At 45.7% G+C, this 17,650-nt stretch carries 13 protein-coding genes; 8 read left to right on the forward strand and 5 right to left on the reverse strand.

The window, feature by feature from the left end:
• The first annotated feature begins 60 nt into the window (after positions 1-60).
• Together BW980_RS01660 and BW980_RS01665 are read left to right on the forward strand one after the other, a co-directional pair.
• A complete protein-coding gene (locus BW980_RS01660) occupies positions 61-1,056 on the forward strand; it encodes an LLM class flavin-dependent oxidoreductase (protein WP_076453219.1) in 996 nt (331 codons plus the stop codon).
• Between the two features lie 116 nt (positions 1,057-1,172).
• A complete protein-coding gene (locus BW980_RS01665) occupies positions 1,173-1,628 on the forward strand; it encodes a hypothetical protein (protein ID WP_139327570.1) in 456 nt (151 codons plus the stop codon).
• Between the two features lie 22 nt (positions 1,629-1,650).
• Here BW980_RS01665 and BW980_RS01670 read toward each other — a convergent pair whose 3' ends face one another.
• From BW980_RS01670 to nirB, 5 genes are all read right to left on the reverse strand, one after another.
• Positions 1,651-2,235 (reverse strand): precorrin-2 dehydrogenase/sirohydrochlorin ferrochelatase family protein, encoded by a 585-nt coding sequence (locus BW980_RS01670; protein WP_076453221.1) that lies wholly within the window; start codon positions 2,233-2,235, stop codon positions 1,651-1,653.
• On the reverse strand, positions 2,222-4,075 hold the full coding sequence (locus BW980_RS01675; RefSeq protein WP_076453222.1) for a sensor histidine kinase: 1,854 nt from the start codon (positions 4,073-4,075) through the stop codon (positions 2,222-2,224). Before BW980_RS01675 ends, BW980_RS01670 begins: the two co-directional genes overlap by 14 nt.
• A 30-nt stretch (positions 4,076-4,105) precedes the next feature.
• Positions 4,106-4,699 carry a DUF4202 domain-containing protein gene (locus tag BW980_RS01680; protein WP_076453223.1) on the reverse strand — a complete coding sequence of 198 codons (594 nt, stop codon included), beginning with the start codon at positions 4,697-4,699 and terminating at the stop codon, positions 4,106-4,108.
• Positions 4,700-4,810: 111 nt separating this feature from the next.
• Positions 4,811-5,188: a nitrite reductase small subunit NirD gene (gene nirD, locus BW980_RS01685; RefSeq protein WP_076453224.1), complete on the reverse strand. Its 378-nt coding sequence runs from the start codon at positions 5,186-5,188 to the stop codon at positions 4,811-4,813.
• 77 nt (positions 5,189-5,265) lie between these two features.
• Positions 5,266-7,782: a nitrite reductase large subunit NirB gene (gene nirB, locus BW980_RS01690; protein WP_076453225.1), complete on the reverse strand. Its 2,517-nt coding sequence runs from the start codon at positions 7,780-7,782 to the stop codon at positions 5,266-5,268.
• 124 nt (positions 7,783-7,906) lie between these two features.
• Between nirB and cobA the strand changes: the two genes are divergently transcribed.
• The 6 genes from cobA (at position 7,907) to BW980_RS01720 (ending at position 17,641) form a co-directional block, all read left to right on the forward strand.
• A complete protein-coding gene (cobA, locus tag BW980_RS01695; protein WP_076453766.1) occupies positions 7,907-8,680 on the forward strand; it encodes a uroporphyrinogen-III C-methyltransferase in 774 nt (257 codons plus the stop codon).
• A gap of 275 nt (positions 8,681-8,955) precedes the next feature.
• Positions 8,956-10,371 (forward strand): MFS transporter, encoded by a 1,416-nt coding sequence (locus BW980_RS01700; protein WP_076453226.1) that lies wholly within the window; start codon positions 8,956-8,958, stop codon positions 10,369-10,371.
• Positions 10,372-10,470: 99 nt separating this feature from the next.
• Positions 10,471-11,763, forward strand: coding sequence for an alginate export family protein (locus tag BW980_RS01705; RefSeq protein WP_076453227.1), 1,293 nt, complete (start codon positions 10,471-10,473; stop codon positions 11,761-11,763).
• A gap of 151 nt (positions 11,764-11,914) precedes the next feature.
• Positions 11,915-12,586 (forward strand): response regulator transcription factor, encoded by a 672-nt coding sequence (locus tag BW980_RS01710; protein ID WP_076453228.1) that lies wholly within the window; start codon positions 11,915-11,917, stop codon positions 12,584-12,586.
• 38 nt (positions 12,587-12,624) lie between these two features.
• The gene (locus tag BW980_RS01715) at positions 12,625-13,968 is read left to right on the forward strand and encodes an alpha-amylase family glycosyl hydrolase (protein WP_076453229.1); all 1,344 of its coding nucleotides are present in this window, start codon (positions 12,625-12,627) and stop codon (positions 13,966-13,968) included.
• A 142-nt stretch (positions 13,969-14,110) separates the two neighbouring features.
• The gene (locus BW980_RS01720; protein WP_076453230.1) at positions 14,111-17,641 is read left to right on the forward strand and encodes a nitrate reductase; all 3,531 of its coding nucleotides are present in this window, start codon (positions 14,111-14,113) and stop codon (positions 17,639-17,641) included.
• Positions 17,642-17,650: the final 9 nt, after the last annotated feature.

Below are 17,650 nucleotides of genomic sequence, written 5' to 3' on the forward strand. Positions count from 1 at the left end.
AAATGCCGGGCGAAGCCTAGTCGCCTTGGTCGGCTGTTGATTTATGAAAGAAATTAAAAAATGAAACATATACCTTATTCGATATTGGAACTGGCCACCGTGGGCGCAGGTAAGACCCCGAAACAGGTCTTTGATAACAGTCTTGAATTGGCCCAAAAGGCCGAGAGCTTCGGCTACAAGCGTTTTTGGTTGGCCGAACACCATAATATGGTCAGTATTGCCAGTTCGGCTACTGCGGTGCTTATGGGGCATATTGCCGGGGGAACGAAAAGCATACGTGTAGGCTCGGGCGGTATTATGCTGCCCAATCACTCCTCTCTGCTTATAGCGGAACAGTTCGGCACCTTGGCGTCCTTATACCCGGAGCGTATAGACCTAGGCTTGGGAAGGGCCCCGGGGACCGACCAGCTGACGGCCAATGCCATCCGCCCCGACCGGATGCAGGCAGTCTACCGTTTTCCCGAGGAAATGCATAACATTCAACGGTATTTTTCAAAGGAGAACCAACAGTCAAAAGTTAGGGTACCCATTGCGGAAGGGCTAGATGTACCCATTTATATACTGGGTTCGAGTACCGATAGTGCCCACCTAGCGGCCAAAGAGGGACTTCCCTATGTGTTTGCGAGCCATTTTGCCCCAGGGCAGCTTTTAGAGGCCTTGGATATTTACTACAATAATTTTCAGCCTTCACAATACCTAGAGGAACCTTATACCATGGCCGGGATCAATGTGGTCGCCGCCGAAACCGACGAAGAGGCCGATACCATATCGACTTCTATGTTGCGATTGATGCTAGGGGTGATGACAGGGAAAATCGATTATATGCAGCCCCCGATCAAAATGACACCCGAATTGAAACAGGTCTCCATAGACCCGGCATTTCAGCGTATGTTAAAGTATGCCTTCGTAGGAAGCAAGGATAGCGTTAGACAAAAAACCGAGGCCTTTATCAAACAGACCGGGGTCAATGAGATTATTGCAGTCTCGCATATTTATCATCAGGAAGATAGAATAAACTCATTCCGATTGTTTTCCGAGGCCATGAATGAAATCTAAAGGGCTATGGCCGAAAAGTAGGTCGGGTTTTGTTCAATAGCGAAAGAATTTGATCGGTTTGGGTCAAGGTGGCTTGAATGGATTACCTTTCTTTGAAAACGGTAAACCGATCAAAAATGGAGTTGTCCAAAATTCTTTTAGCCGGACTTGTGGGAACCAGCCTTATGACTGCCTTTAGTTATATGGTCGGGCGCTTGTGCGATTCCGACCTGGGCGAACCGAAGCTGCTCAACAAACTTTTGGACCGTTCAAAAAGATTGGATGTAGAGGTGGGGGCCGATAGTATTTGGGGCTGGGTGTTTCACTACTTAACGGGCTTCCTCTTTGCGGGGGCCATGGCCTTGTATTTTTGTTTGACGGAAAACGATCCGACCTGGTGGTTGGCCATTGTTCTAGGTTGTGTTTTAGGGCTTTTCGGAGTGCTTTGCTGGATAACCATACTGCGTTTACACACTTCCCCTCCGGAAATAGACCTAGAGCTTTTCCTCTTACAGTTGGTAGGGGCCCATATTATTTTCGGGTTGGGGGCAACCCTGGTATTTCGGTTTTGGGCCTCGTACTATGGTCTTTAGAAATCGGGGCGGCGGGCAGTTGTTAGGGTTCCTTTTTGTTGACCAGGCCCTTGGTAAACTCGTTAAGGGTCTCGACCTTTTCCTCAAAATCGCCTTTGATCGTCTTTCTGAATTCATTGAGGTTCTTCACAAGGTCATCTATGTTTTCAGGGATGACATCTTCAAAAAATTGCCGTAAACGCTTGGCCGTAGTCGGTGATTTTCCGTTGGTGGAAATGGCCACTTTTACATTTCCTTTGGTTACGATCCCTCCCATATAGAAATCACAAAAAGGTGGGTTGTCCGCCACGTTTACCAATATACTCTGTGCCCGACAGTCGTGGTATACCTGTTCGTTTACTTCTACCTTATCGGTAGTGGCTACCACCATGTGCTTGTTTTTGAGGAAGCTTTCGTTATAGGTGCTCGTATGCATGGTGATGCCGAATTTCTCGGCCAGGGCAATGGTTTCTTCCCTGAACATGGGCGATACCATTTCAACCTGTGCGTTCGGACTCGATTTTAGCAGGAAGCTCAGTTTTTCCAAAGCTACGTTTCCGCCCCCCACGATCAAAACGTTCAAGTTGGATACCTTTAGAAATACGGGGTACAGTTCATTCCGCTCCATGATTTTCTTCTTTTTTGGTTTTATAATTGATGGTAACTCTTGTTCCCTCACCGGGTATGGAGTTGATAAACAATCGGCCGTTGATATAATCTATACGTTCTTTCATAAAGAAAAGGCCCATTCCGCCCTCGCTGTTGTTCTGGGGAGGGGTATTGAGAATGGAATCGTCAAAACCCTTTCCGTCGTCATCGATGACCACGCTTAAAATATGGTCTTTGTAATTGATGGTAACCAAAATATAATTGGCCTCGGCGTATTTGATGGCATTGTTGACGGCTTCTTGAACAACACGGTATACGTTGGTTTCCGCCAAAGAGTCGAATCGTATGTTGTCATCGGCCTTATTGTCGAAAAGAATGGTCTTTCCTGTCAGTTTTGAAAGTTCTACCGTCATTTTATGAAGGGCGGGAAAAATACCATGGTCGCCCAGTTCCGGAGGGGTAAGGTTGAAGGTGGCCGTACGAACGCCCTTGATCAGGTCTGAGGTCAAGGACTTCAGGTAGGCTATTTTTTCCACCGTTTTTTCCTTGTTTTCGGGGTCGATGGATTCAATATTGAACTTAAGGGCGGTCAACATTTGTCCGATTCCATCGTGAATGTCTTTGGCGATCCGTTTGCGCTCTTCTTCCTGTCCCTCGACAATTTGGCTGGCCTGTACTTTTTTCTGTAACATTCGGGCCTCAAAGTTCTGTTGGGTCAGTTGCTCGACCTTTATGCTGTTTTCCTTGCGTTCGGTAATATCGGAACACAGTATAAGAATACTCTGTTGTCGGCTCGATTGGTGCATGGGTACAATGGACATGTCGAGCCAAAAATGCGCTCCCTTGACCGTTGTAATCTTTATTTCCTCGCTACGGATGACATTTTTTCGGTTGCTCTTGAGCACTTCGCGCAGATAGGCTTGTTGGCCTATGTCTGCCGTCAATATTTCGGAAAGGGGTTTGTTGAGTTCGTTTTGGTCAATGCCTAACAGGTTCAGGAACTTTTTACTGATGAAGACAACACTACCATCGCTTCTGGCACTGGCGAATAGTGCCGCATTGTCTATTACAAAATTCAATTCTTGAAGTTCTTGCAGCGATTTCTCCTTTTCGGCATAGAGCTGCTCTATTTCCTTGGCGCGGGCCTCCGAGTTGGCCTGGTTTTGCACCAGCTGGGCAATGGTCTTACGTATTTGGATCGATAGGGGCCTGAAAACAAAGCCTATTTCAAGTACAAGGATCAAGAGGGAGAAGGCCAAGAGTAAAAGCTCTTTCCGTTTTAGGTTTTGTAATTTTTCCTTACTGTTCTGGTCATAGGCATTTACAATGGTGTCCATCAACCTTAGAAAGGAACGCTCATTCTTCAACAGTACGGAAATTTCGTCCTTTAGCGCATCCTTGGGCAGGCTATCGTTGGCGGCTAGGCGTAATATGTGCTCTGCGGCCTTGGCCATGGCCGAATAATGGGGTTCTATTTCATGGAAGTGGGCAAGGATATTGTTATCCTTTTCCGGGGGGAGTCCGAGCTCGGCATCGCCTGATTGTAATCCCTCTTGGGAAGCCTTCCAAACGGTAAGCGTTTTTTTGATTTCGGAGGTGATTAAGCGTCGTTTTTCTTCGGAAATGGGCGTTTCTTGCAAGAGCAGGGCCTCTTTGACCAATTTTTGGCTATTGGCACGTTGTCGACCGGCCAGGTTGATCACACGGGAATCGCTCAGTTGCGTATTCAGGTGGAATTGTATCAAGATCTGGGCGACGATAATGGTCACGGCAATGCCTGCCAAAGCCAAAAGATACCATTTTCTGATACTCAGAAACGTCTCTGAATCAAGAGGTAATTTTTTTTTGTCTTTTGGCATAGGTCTATTTCTTGTTCCTGTACGCCCAGCTTAGCCCTTGATCGCTTTTGAAACCAGTTCCAATGCCGGTTTTGAAAGCGGAAGCTTTAATGCGGCTTGGTGGCCTGCTTCAGACATCTTGCGCCAGGTCTTCTGAAGAATGTCTATTACCTTTTCCTCTTTGTGCTCGGCCGCGAAGGGTTCAAAGTAATACTGTAGAAAAACCAGGCAGACCACGTCTTCCAAAGTCTGGGTCTCTTGGTTTTTTTTGAGTTGTTTTTTTTCCAGCAAGAAGGTCACCTTATCTATGGTTTCCTGGTCGTATCCCACTTCCTCTAATATTGCCGAGGCTTTTTCGGCGTGAAATTTTTTAAGGTCTTGACGCCATTTCAAATAGCCCGCGCGGTTCATTTCATACGCGTCACGGGGAATTTCCCAGCGGCAAATATGCTGGCACCTTGCGGTCAGCTGGAGGGCCTCCGAAGCGTTGGGCGCAAAATCGTTCAACTTCTCCGTCATACGAAGGGCGTAAAGCAATTCCTTAGGGTATGTTTTTCCCGAAGGCGCAGTTTCTGTATGGGGATCTTGTTCATTCGCCTTGTCGAACAAAGAAAAGGCTTGCTGTAATTTATCGGGCGATGCCATAGACTTATTTTTTGCCCTAAGATACGAATACCGTGCAACCTGTGGTATTTCAATCCATATGGAAACAAGTCTGGGCGTTAAAGTTACAAATCACACCTAACGCCCGTCGGCCTATTCCATAAAACCAACATAGACGGTTTCACCCTCTACCTTAACGGGATAGGTGGCGATGGCATCGAGGCTTCCGTTGAGGTTTTCCCCTGTTTTTAACGAAAAGGTACTTTTGTGAAGGGGGCACGCAATCTTGGGCTGCCTATCTTCTTCCCCGATCATGCCACGGGAAAGCACCATTTCCATTTTATGCGGACATAAGTTTTGACAGGCATACCACTGGCCTTGGCGCGTAAAATTGAAAACGGCGATCTGTTTGTCTTTGTATTTGATGCAGGCTCCTCCGTTTTTTGGGAATTTATGTACTGGTCCGGCCTTGAACCATACCTTTACTTCTTCGGTTGTTACGCTTTCGTATGTACTTAAATTTGCGATCATAATGTTGTGTTTTTGTTTGGGATAATATCGAACCGATGCCGCTCAAACCCGATGGGGCGCAGGCGTCATTTCATTTTTTAGGCCCATTCCTTTGGCATTTTTTGCTCACGTAAGGATACGAACTCAATGTTGTCATCGGTTTCGTCAGAGTTGATAAAGTGGGTATAGCGTTCCCTTATTTCCGGAGTCTCTACGGCCTCTTTCCATTCACATTTATAGGTGTCGACAAACTTTTGCATGTCGGCGTCCAATTCTTTTGCAATACCTAGGGAATCGTTGATGACTACATTTTTAAGATAGGTAATGCCCCCTTCCAGTTTTTCAAGCCATGCGGCGGTTCTTGTAAGTGGTGGTGCCGTTTTGATATAGAACATCATAAAACGGTCTACATATGTTATGGCAGTTTTCTTATCGACTTTTTCGGCCAGTAGTTCGGCATGCCTTGGGTTGGCGCCACCATTCCCGCCTACGTATACGTTCCATCCGCCTTCAACGGCGATAAAGCCAAAATCTTTGCCACGGGCTTCGGCACATTCGCGAATGCAGCCCGAGACACCTCCCTTAAATTTGTGGGGGGAGCGTATACCCTTGTACCTGTTCTCTATTTCAATGGCAAAACTTACACTTTCGTCCATACCGTAGCGGCACCAGGTAGAACCGACGCAGCTTTTTACGGTCCGCAGCGATTTTCCATAGGCTTGACCCGTTTCAAAACCTTCGGCTATAAGCTCTTCCCAAATCAAGGGAAGTTCGTGCAGTTTGGCGCCGAACATATCGATGCGTTGTCCTCCCGTAATCTTGGTGTACAAGTCGTATTTTTTGGCGATTCGACCCATGGCCATGAGTTGTTTTGGGGATATTTCCCCTCCGGCCACCCTAGGTACGACGGAATAGGTTCCGTTTCGCTGTATGTTGGCTAAATAACGGTCGTTACTATCTTGAATGGTTTCTTGGCGGTTGGCCGTTTCATTGTAGATACTGGCAAAAATTGAGGCAGCTAAGGGTTTACAGACTTCACAGCCATGGCCTTTTCCCACCTCGTCCAACAATTGGTCGTAATCTTCTATGCCCCTGAGTTTTACGATATCGAAAAGTTCTTGTCTAGAATAGTCAAAATGCTCACAGATGTTTTCCTTTACCGTTTTCCCCAAGGTCTTTAGGCTTTCCTTTACCAAATCGGCCACCATGGGTTTACATCCTCCGCAGCCTGTAGTGGCCTTCGTGGCCTTGGCGACGGCCTTTACGGTTTCGTTGCCGTCGTCGATTACCGAACAACAGACCGCTCCTTTAGTTACGGCCTCACAAGAACAGATAACGGCCGTATCGGGCAGGTCCATGGCACTTCCGAAGGCAGAACCGCCTTCGCCCCTTGCACCAACGATGAGCTCTTCGGCATTGTCGGGTAGGGGGATGTTGTTGAGGTACATCTGGTGAAGAATGCTGTAATCGGCGGCATCGCCGACCATGATGCCTCCCAATAGGGTTTTACCGTCATGGCTTACGTTAATTCTTTTATATAGGCCTTTGGTCTTATTTTCATAGATAATGGAGAGGCCTTTGTCCGCAGGCATATACGGTATTCCAAAACTGGCGACATCTACCCCAATAAGTTTTAGTTTGGTAGACATGTCTATTTCCGCCCTCATTATAACCTCATAGCTTTCTACGATTTGGTTGACCGCAACTTCTGCCATTTCATAACCGGGCGCTACGAGGCCATATATCATTTGGTTGTACAGGGCCACTTCGCCAATGGCGAATATAGAGGGGTCTGAGGTCTGCATTCTGTCGTTTACCACGATACCCCCACGAACGCCCATTTCAAGGTTACAGGTTCTTCCGAGTTCATCCCTAGGCCGTATTCCCGCCGAAATGACCAGCATATCGACTTCAAGGGTGTCGTCTTCGCCAAAATCCATTCCCGTTATGGCGCCGTTGCCCAGAATCCGGTTGGTAGCCTTTCCGGAGTGGACGTTGATACCCATATTTTCGAGGGTAAGTTGTAGCACATTGCTACTTCTGGAGTCGAGCTGTCTCGGCATCAATTTTGGGGCATATTCCACGACGTGGGGCTCCAGTCCCATATCCATTACGGCTTTACCCGCTTCAAGACCTAGAAGTCCCCCACCCAAAATGGCCGCTCGTCCCTTGGTTTTCTTTGACTTTATCTTTTCGGCATAATCGAGCATGGCTTCGAGGTCCTCTATAGTTCGGTATACAAAGACCCCTTCTTTTTCAACCCCGTTTATAGGGGGCACAAAAGGGCTGGAACCCGTGGCGAGTACCAAGTAGTCATAGGTATAGGTTTTATCGCTTCCGGTAGTTACCGTCTTTGTCTTGCGATGAATGTCGGTAATACGTTCGTTTACGATAAGTTCTATTTTGTTTTCGGCATACCAGTCCATTGGGGCGAGTTCCAATGCCTTTGCATCGCGGTTTCCAAAGAATTCACTGAGATGCACGCGGTCATAGGCAGCTCTTGGTTCCTCACCGAAAACGATGACCTTAAAATTTTCTGATTCTTTGCGGGCGGCGAGTTTTTCACAGAACTTGTATCCGACCATGCCGTTTCCGACAACAATAATAGTTTTCATAGGCTTCGATTTTAAACTACTTAGCAATATTACGTATAAATACGTATACAACATCAAATTTTATCGAAATAATTACGTAGTTTTGTTGAGGAATTACCAAAAGAAGCTTATAAAATTATTAGGGATGAAAATTGAAAAAGAAGCAAAGGTTACATTGATAGGGGCTGGTCCAGGTAGCTCAGACCTTATAACAGTTAGGGGTTTGGAGGCTTTGAAGGCAGCCGATGTCGTATTATACGATGCCTTGATAGGGGAAGAGTTGCTAGGGCAGATTGATGCCCGTATTCCGAAAATATACGTAGGAAAACGATGCGGACAACATGCCTTTACCCAAGATGATATTAATGTGCTTATAGTGGAAAAAGCGTTTGAACAGGGTCATGTGGTCCGCTTAAAAGGCGGTGACCCCTTTGTTTTTGGACGGGCCCATGAAGAAATAGATTATGTTGAATCTTTTGGTATTCCTGTAAGGGTGGTCCCGGGAGTGTCAAGTGCCATTGCCGTTCCGTCCGGTCAGGGCATACCCATGACGCGTAGAGGGGTGAGCAGTAGTTTTTGGGTGATGACGGCCACCAAAAGGGACGGCTCCTTCTCCGAAGATTTAAAGTTTGCCTCACAGTCTTCTGCCACTATGGTTATACTAATGGGAGTTAGAAAACTCGCGGAGATTTCGGCCGAGGTAAGTAAATACAGGGGTTCCTTAACACCGATGGCGGTCATTCAAAATGGTACCATGCAGAATGAATCTTGTATCGTGGGGACATTGGGGGGTGTGGCATCCGCTATTTCCGATATCGATACTTCCAAACCGGGCATCATCGTAATTGGCGATGTAGTTGCCGAGCATCCTTCCTTTTTTGAGGAAGAGGTCCAGCGCGTTCTTCGTTCCAGTCTCTAGGAGCGGTAATAGCGTCGGGTGCGTATTCCTTATATAATAGGTGTCATCGCCCTGTAAAATACTTGTAATAAGTGTTTTGTAGGGCGGTTTTTTTTGTTTCGAATCCGATTTCGTCAAATTCCAAAGGCCTTTTTTTTCGATATCTGATTTTTGGCTTCATCTCGTTTGTATCCTCGTAAAAATACGTAGTATTTCTATTGTTTTTTAAAATATACGTAGTAATACGTATTTATATACGTAGTTTTGGATATCGTTAAACCTAAAACATCCGTATTATGGAAACACCATCTAAAAAAGCGACTACCTTAAAACTGACCGATCTCAAAAGTATGCCCATCCGTACGTTTTGGATTACTTCAATAGCCTTCTTTATTTGTTTTTTCGCCTGGTTTGGTATTGTACCTTTTATGCCTGACGTGGTAAAAGACTTGGGACTTACGCCTGATCAAAAATGGAACTCGATCATATTGGCCGTAACGGGAACCGTATTTGCACGTTTACTGATCGGTAAGCTTTGCGATAAATACGGACCACGCCTATGTTATACCTATCTATTGGTTTTGGGGGCCATACCCGTTATACTTCTCGGTTTTGTACAGACCCCGACCCAATTTTTGATTTGCCGTCTGTTTATCGGCTTTATTGGGGCTTCCTTTGTTATTACCCAATTTCATACCTCTATCATGTTCGCCCCTAATATTGTGGGCACGGCCAATGCAACTTCTGCAGGCTGGGGCAACTTGGGCGGGGGCGCCAATCGTTTAGGGATGCCATTAATAGCGGCAGCCGTCGTTAGTTTTGGGGTGGCCGATGAAATTGCATGGCGTTATTCCATGGTCATTGCAGGTGTAATTGCAATGCTTATGGGAGTGGTGTATTACTTTTTTACACAGGATACGCCCGAAGGGAACTTCGCCCAATTGAAAAAAGAAGGAAAAATGCCGACCATTAAGAAAGATGAAGAAGGCTTTTTAAGCGCCCTTAAAGATTATAGGGTGTGGATTCTCTTTATCGTATACGGCGCCTGTTTCGGTATTGAGCTTACCGTTTACGGAACGATGGACGATTACTTGCAGAATACTTTCGGACTCACACGGTCTACGGCCGGAAACTTAGTGCTTTCCTTTGCCCTGATGAATATTTTTGCGCGCACCTTGGGCGGCTTTTTTGGCGATAAATTCGGAAAACTCAAAGGCCTTCGGGGTAGGGTGCTTTTTCTGACTATGATCCTCGCAGTGGAAGGGGTCATGTTAACGGTGTTTTCAGCGACCACAAGTATCGCTTTCGGAATGGTTTTCTTGATATTGTTCAGCCTTTCGGTACAAATGGCCGAAGGCGCCACCTTTTCCGTAGTGCCCTTCATCAATAAAAAAGCGATCGGTTCTATATCGGGCATCGTAGGTGCGGGCGGAAACGTCGGCGCATTTTTGGCGGCCATGTTCCTCAAGTCTAAATCCGCTATTGCCGAGACAACTGCCCTGGCGGCGAATTCCAATTTGGGCGAGGAAGCCATGAAAGCGGCCCAGTCGGCGGCGGCTTCCAGTGCGGTGTCGAGCGGTTATTTTATCATTGGCGGTTTTGTGGCCGTCACCGCCCTTACCACGCTAGCCATTAAGTTCTCTACAGCGGATGAAAAGGCCGTAGCGGAAGAAATGCAAGGCAAGCTGGCAATTTCCGGAGCGGACAAATAAGCAACACATATTACAAGTATGGACACTTTTGGAAACCCTGTTGTTCCTAATCACTTTTCATGGGTGTCCTTTTTATTCCAATCTGATAACCCCCTTTTTATGAAAAAGCAATATGCAGTACTGGTTCTTATGGTCTTGTTCGTACAAACCGTATTTGCCCAGTTTACCTTAGACGGACAATTCCGTCCGCGAACCGAATACCGCCATGGTTTTGGGAGTATCATTCCCGATGCGGCCGATGCCGGGTATGCCATTAGCACCCGTATGCGTTTGAACGCCGGGTATAAAGTGGATAGCTATGAGTTTTACCTTAGTTTTCAAGATGTATTGGTTTGGGGGGAAAACAGACAGATCCGCCCAGATGAAGAGAACAATTCTTTTGCCGTATTCGAGGCTTGGGCCAACCTTAACTTGGGTAAAGGATGGTCTACAAAACTAGGAAGACAAGTGATTTCATACGACGACCAACGTATTTTTGGCGGCTTGGATTGGGCGCAGCAAGGAAGAAACCACGATGCCGGCCTCTTACAATACAAAAAGGACAAATTTATGCTGGATGTCGGTCTGGCCTTTAGCCAAGATTTTGACAGCCCAACGGGCTTTCAGTCGGTGGGTACGGCCTATAATACAACGGGGTATTTTTCCTATAAAACCATGCAGTACCTGTATCTAAAACAAAAATGGACCCATTTCTCGGGAAGCCTCTTGCTACTGAACAATGGCTTTCAAAACTTTACGGGCGATGCCGATGCCCAAGTAGCCGATGGCACGAGTAACCTCCAGACCATGGGAACCCACCTAGAGTATAAAAACGGAAAATTTGGTAGTGCGGTGAATGCCTATTTTCAAACCGGGGAAAGACAAAATGAGCTTAAGGTAAGCAGTGCTTATTTGCTGGGACTGGATTTGACCTATAAGGCCAGCGATAAAGTAGGACTGGGAATCGGAACGGAATTGACCAGCGGTAACAAAACGAACACTGCCGATCAAACCGAAGCCTTTTTTCCGCTGTATGGAACCAACCATAAATTCAATGGTTTTATGGATTATTTCTACGTAGGGAACCATGCCAATAGCATCGGTTTATTGGATGTTCATGCGAGCGCCAATTTTAAATTGGGGGAGAAATCGAGTTTGTTGGTAAAAGTTTTAAACTTTAGTGGCGAGCAGGAATTGCCCAGTGGGAAAAAATCCTTGGGAGCCGAGGTAGACCTAGTGTTCTCAAAGAGCTTCAACGGTTACGGGTTGGCCATTGGTTATTCTCAAATGTTTGCCAGCGATGGCCTTTATGAGCTAAAGGGTGTGGGGGAAGATGTAGCGGCCAGCAGTCAGAATTGGGCTTGGGCCATGCTTACGATAAAACCAAAGTTTCTAAACACCTCTAAAGACTAACGCACTTTTGTAAAGATGCTTCGATAGGGCCGTTACAACCTTTTGTTGTAGCGGTTCTTTTGTTTTTAAATGGATCGAGGCTGGGTATAATGCCTTGTGCATCGCTCTTTATAAAAAACCGATTATATTTGTACGTATAATTACGCATATTTTGGACCAAACAACGAGTATCATTTTAGCGGACGACCATTCTTTGGTTCGAGACGGCATTAGGGCTTTACTGGAAAGTGAATCCGATTTAAAGGTTATCGGGGAAGCTTCCGACGGTATCGAAGCGATTGAAATGGTGAACAAAAGTGCACCGGATCTATTGATCATCGATATTCGAATGCCACGGATGACCGGTATTGAGGCTGTTGAAAAGCTAAGTGCCCAAAATTCGCCCGTAAAGTGCATTATTCTTTCCATGCACGACTCTGAAGAGTATATTTTGCAATCGGTAAAAGCTGGTGCACGCGGCTACCTCTTAAAAGATACAGGTAAAACGGAATTTATCAAGGCCATTCATGCGGTTCGAGAAGGAGGCAAATACTATAGTGGCGATATTTCAAATGTTTTGGTCAACAGCTTGTTGAGTTCTACGGCCCCAACGGCCGAGCACCCAAAAAAGACAACGTCGACAAGCAATCCGTTTGACCTGACCAACAAAGAACTTCAGGTGTTGGAGTTGGTGTTATCAGGCTTAACGAACAAGCAGATTTCCGAAAAACTGCAGAACAGTAAGCGCACGGTAGAAACCCACCGCTTTAACCTTATGCGTAAAATGGAAGTCAAGAATCTCATCGACCTTTCAAAAAAAGCGCAGCAGTATAATTTGGTGTAGTACCATAGCTTTAAACACGCTCAGTAGTCTTTCCGAATATGGACCACGCCATTTTTTATCATATTTATCCCTTAGGGCTTCTCGGCGCCGACAAAAGCAATGATTTCACGGCTGCTCCGGTTAATCGGTTTTCGGAGCTTCATACTTGGTTGGACCATATGGTAGACTTAGGGTGCAACGCACTTTATATCGGTCCGGTGTTTGAATCTTCAACCCATGGCTACGATACTACGGACTATTATAAGGTTGACCGCAGATTGGGTGATGATGCTGCGTTAATCGCTTTCATAGAGAAAGCCCATGAGCTGGGTATACAAGTGGTTTTAGATGGTGTCTTCAATCATGTGGGAAGGGATTTCTTCGCTTTTAAAGACCTTCAGGAATTGGGGAAGGATTCAAAATATACCGACTGGTTTTCAAATGTGGATTTTAAGAAACGTAGTCCCCTAAAAGACCCCTTTACCTATGATACTTGGGCAGGTCACTATGAATTGGTAAAATTGAATCTTGCGAACAAGGAAGTCCGCGACCACCTTTTTGGGGCCGTTAAAAAGTGGATAGGCACCTATAAGATCGATGGCCTGCGTTTGGACACTGCAGATGTATTGGATTTCGACTTTATGAAAGCACTGGCCCTTTTTTGTAAAAAGGAAAATCCCAACTTCTGGTTAATGGGAGAGGTGGTACATGGCGATTATAATCGGTGGGTAAATCCCCTTATGTTAGATTCCGTTACCAATTATGATTACCACACCCCTATGTATGAAAGCTTCAACCTAAAGGATTTCAGTAAAATATCCGAAACGGTGGATGGAGATTTCGGTCCTAAGGGAGTTTATAAAGATTTGGCCCTCTATTCTTTTGTAGATAATCACGACGTTAACCGGGCCGCCAGTACCTTGAAGAAAGCTGAGCATTTGTTTCCATTATACCTGCTATTGTTTACCCTTCCGGGAATACCTGCCATTTACTACGGAAGCGAGTGGGGCTTTGAAGGGAAGAAATCTCCCCACAGTGATGATTTGTTGCGCCCACCGGTAAAACGGAATGACCTCGGGAAGCAGGCCAAGCATCCAAAATTAATAGCGGCCATAAAGCAATTCATAGCGGTCCGAAAAAGCAGCGAAGCCCTCGTTAAAGGGGCTTACCAGACTTTATTGGTCACTAGGCAACACTACGCCTTTTCTCGAGAAAGTAATAACGAGACGGTTGTGGTCGTCGTAAACGCTTCAAACAAGGCGGCACGTATACACATCCCCCTAAAGAGTCCGTCAGCAACGGTCTTTACAGATCTACTCAGTCCGAAATATAGCCTCGTCTCCGACAAAACCGGACTTTATATTGAAGTTCCACCATGTTGGGGGCGTATCTTAGGCCATTGATCGAAACCTAGTGAAAAGCCGATTTTTTTGTTGATGTACGATTAAAACCCTAAACTATTACGAAAAAAACACTACGTATAAATACGTAATTTTCTAACTTGCTGTATGGAATTTTGGTGCCTTGCATCAAAAAGGAAAAGCAATGTTAAAGAAGAAAACACATAAGACCGTTTGTTCCTACTGCGGTGTAGGTTGCGGTATACTGGTAGATGTAGACCATAAAGGAAAGATAGAGGTAGATGGGGACCCCGATTATCCTGCCAATAAAGGCATGTTATGCTCCAAGGGAAGAAACTTGAATTATGTCGCCCAAGATACCAGTGACCGGATTATGCATCCGGAAATGCGATGGAGTAGGAACCATCCCCTGCAAAAAGTAAGCTGGGATACGGCTTTTGAGCGTGCCGCCGCCGTTTTCAAAAGTATTATCGCTAAACACGGACCCGATAGTGTCGGTTTCTACGTGTCGGGGCAATGCCTTACCGAAGAGTACTATTTGGTGAATAAGATTACCAAGGGTTTTATAGGAACGAACAATGTAGATACCAACAGTCGCCTATGTATGAGTTCTGCGGTTGTGGGCTATAAAAAAGCCTTGGGCGAAGACTCCGTGCCCATTTCCTATGAAGATATTGAATTAGCGGATTGTTTTTTGATCGCCGGAGCTAACCCTGCCTGGTGCCACCCTATTTTGTACAGGCGTCTAGAGCAACATAAAGAAGAGAATCCCAACGTAAAGATTATAGTTGTGGACCCCCGAAAAACACAGACTTGTGCCTCGGCCGATTTGCATCTGCAAATCCTTCCGGGTACCGATGTCATCCTTTTCAATGCCATAGCGAGATGGCTTATCGAAAAGAAAAAAATAAATAAGAATTTCATTAAAAAACATACCTCTAATTTCGATGCGTGCAAAGAGAGCGCCTTTACTCTTTCACTTCGCCAGGCGGCCGAAAAATGTGGAGTGTCCCTTGCCGATATCCGAAAGGCGGCCCAATATATCGGCGATGCCAATAAGTTCATTAGCATGTGGACAATGGGGCTCAACCAAAGTGTGATCGGGGTGTCAAAAAACGTGTCTCTGTTAAACCTGTCCTTGTTAACGGGACAAATAGGAAAACCCGGTTGCGGGCCGTTTTCGCTAACAGGTCAGCCCAACGCTATGGGCGGTCGTGAAGTAGGGGGAATGGCAAGCCTTTTGGCAGCGCATAAAGATTTAGGCAATCCGAGGCACAGAAAGGAAGTCTCCGATTTTTGGGGAGGGAAGGAAATCAATTCCGAACCGGGCTATACCGCAACAGAAATGTTCGATGCACTGGAGAGTGGGAAATTAAAGGCGATTTGGATTATTTGTACAAATCCCGCGGTGAGCATGCCCAACGTAAAGAAGGTTGAAAAAGCGCTTAAAAACGCGGCATTTGTAGTCGTTCAAGATATCAGTCATAATTCCGAAACCACAAAATTTGCCGATCTTTTATTGCCTGCGGCAGGCTGGTTGGAAAAGGAGGGCACCATGACAAATTCCGAAAGGCGAATCAGTTATTTGCCCAAAGTTATCGATGCACCGGGAGAGGCCTTGCCCGACGCCGAAATTCTTTGGCGCTTTGCCCAGGCCATGGGCTACGAAGGTTTTGATTATAACAATGCTAGCGAAGTGTATGACGAGCATTGTCTCTTGACCAAAGGCACCAACATTGATATTACGGGCCTATCTCACGAACGCCTGAAAAATGAAGGAAGTTTCCAGTGGCCGGTCCCCCATAAGACCCATCCGGGTACGCCACGCCTGTTTATGGACCTCAATTTTTATACGAACGATAAAAAGGCCCATTTTAATGCGCCACAGAGTCTCTACAATAAATCAGAGGAAACCAATATTGATTTTCCCTTGGTATTGAATACAGGAAGGGTAAGAGATCAGTGGCATACCCGAACCAAAACCGGAAAAGTAAAGCGCTTGCTGACCCATATTCCGCAACCCTACCTAGAAATGAACAAGGTAGATGCCTATCTCCGAAAGTTAAAAGAAGGGGATATTGCGGTTGTTAAAAGTAGAAGGGGCGAAGTACAGGTGAAGGTAAAGATCAATTTTGATATTCGCGAACGCGTTGTTTTTCTGCCGATGCACTGGGGAAAAGTATTGAACAATGATTTTGGTAGGGCCAATAACCTCACAAACGACCTCGTTGACCCAGTTTCTAAAGAACCCGATTTTAAATACTGTGCCGTTCAGGTTGAAAAGTTTGTAAAGCCGGTTCAAAAAATAATTGTAATTGGAGCAGGTGCGGCCGCTTATCGGTTTATTCAGTCGTATCGGGAAAAAAATAAAAAGGATGAACTCCACGTATTTTCCAAGGAAAAAGATCCCTTTTACAATCGGGTGTTGTTGCCTGAATATGTAAGTGATGAACTTTCGTGGGAAGCCTTGGAGAAACTAAAATCAGGAGAATTACAGAAACTGAACGTGAACTTGCACTCCGGAATCGGGATCAGTGATGTAAATACATCTATGAAACAGGTTACCGATAGCGACGGATTAATACATTCGTATGACTTGCTCATAATGGCCACAGGAAGCCGTGCCTTTGTGCCCAGTGAGGTGCAAATAGACCTTCCCGGCCGTTTTACGATGCGTGAACGCGGTGATGCCGATAAATTGAAGCAATATCTGCAAAAAACAGGGCTACCGGCAAATGAACAACATGTGGTGATTGTCGGTGGCGGTTTGTTAGGGTTGGAGTTGGCCGCCGCACTTAAAAAGATAGACATCAATATAAGTATCGTACAAAGGGCACCACGCCTTATGGAACGTCAGTTGGATAGTATTGCAAGTCGACTTTTGGCGGAAGATGTCACTGAAAGAAATATCAACCTATACTTTGATAACGAGGTCAGCACGGTGTTCGAGGAAAAAGAGAATCCGTTTCGCTTACTGGTGAACCTAAAAACAGGAAGAACCATTCAATGTAACGCCATTGTTTATGCTATTGGAACAAGGCCCAATATTGAATTGGCGAAAAAAGCCGATTTAGTTACAAGACGGGGCGTGATCGTTAATTCATATTTGCAGACCAACGACCCATCTATTTTTGCCTTGGGTGAAATAGCGGAGTTCAATAACTCGCTTTTCGGAATTACCTCGGCCGCGGAACAACAGGCAGATATTGCCGCCAACTATATTTTAGGCGATTATAGCAGCATTTATAACGGCTCCGTCCTTATGAATATCCTGAAGTTCGAAAACCTTGACCTCTGTAGTATCGGTATGGTAAATGCACCTTCGGGAGATAGTAGTTACGAAGAAATTATTTTGATGGATGTCAGCAAGCGCTTCTACAAAAAATGCATCGTTAAAGACGATACGTTAAAAGGAGCCATATTAATGGGCGATAAAAATGAGTTTGCCGAGTTCAAACGCCTGATAGAGGAAGAAATTGAACTATCGGAGAAGCGAAATGAGCTGCTTAGGGGGGCAACGACCACTGTTCCGCTAAAAGGGAAACTGGTCTGCTCCTGCAGTCAGGTAGGCGAAGGCAATGTTATTGACGCCATTGCCGGCGGTTGCTCCGAATTTAACGCCTTGTGTTCGGAAACCGGTGCAGGGTTGGGCTGTGGCAGCTGTAAACCCGAAGTAAAGGCCCTATTGAACAAACAACTACAATTAGCAAATTAAAAAATCGCG

The organism is Zobellia uliginosa (assembly GCF_900156625.1).
Classification (GTDB): domain Bacteria; phylum Bacteroidota; class Bacteroidia; order Flavobacteriales; family Flavobacteriaceae; genus Zobellia; species Zobellia uliginosa.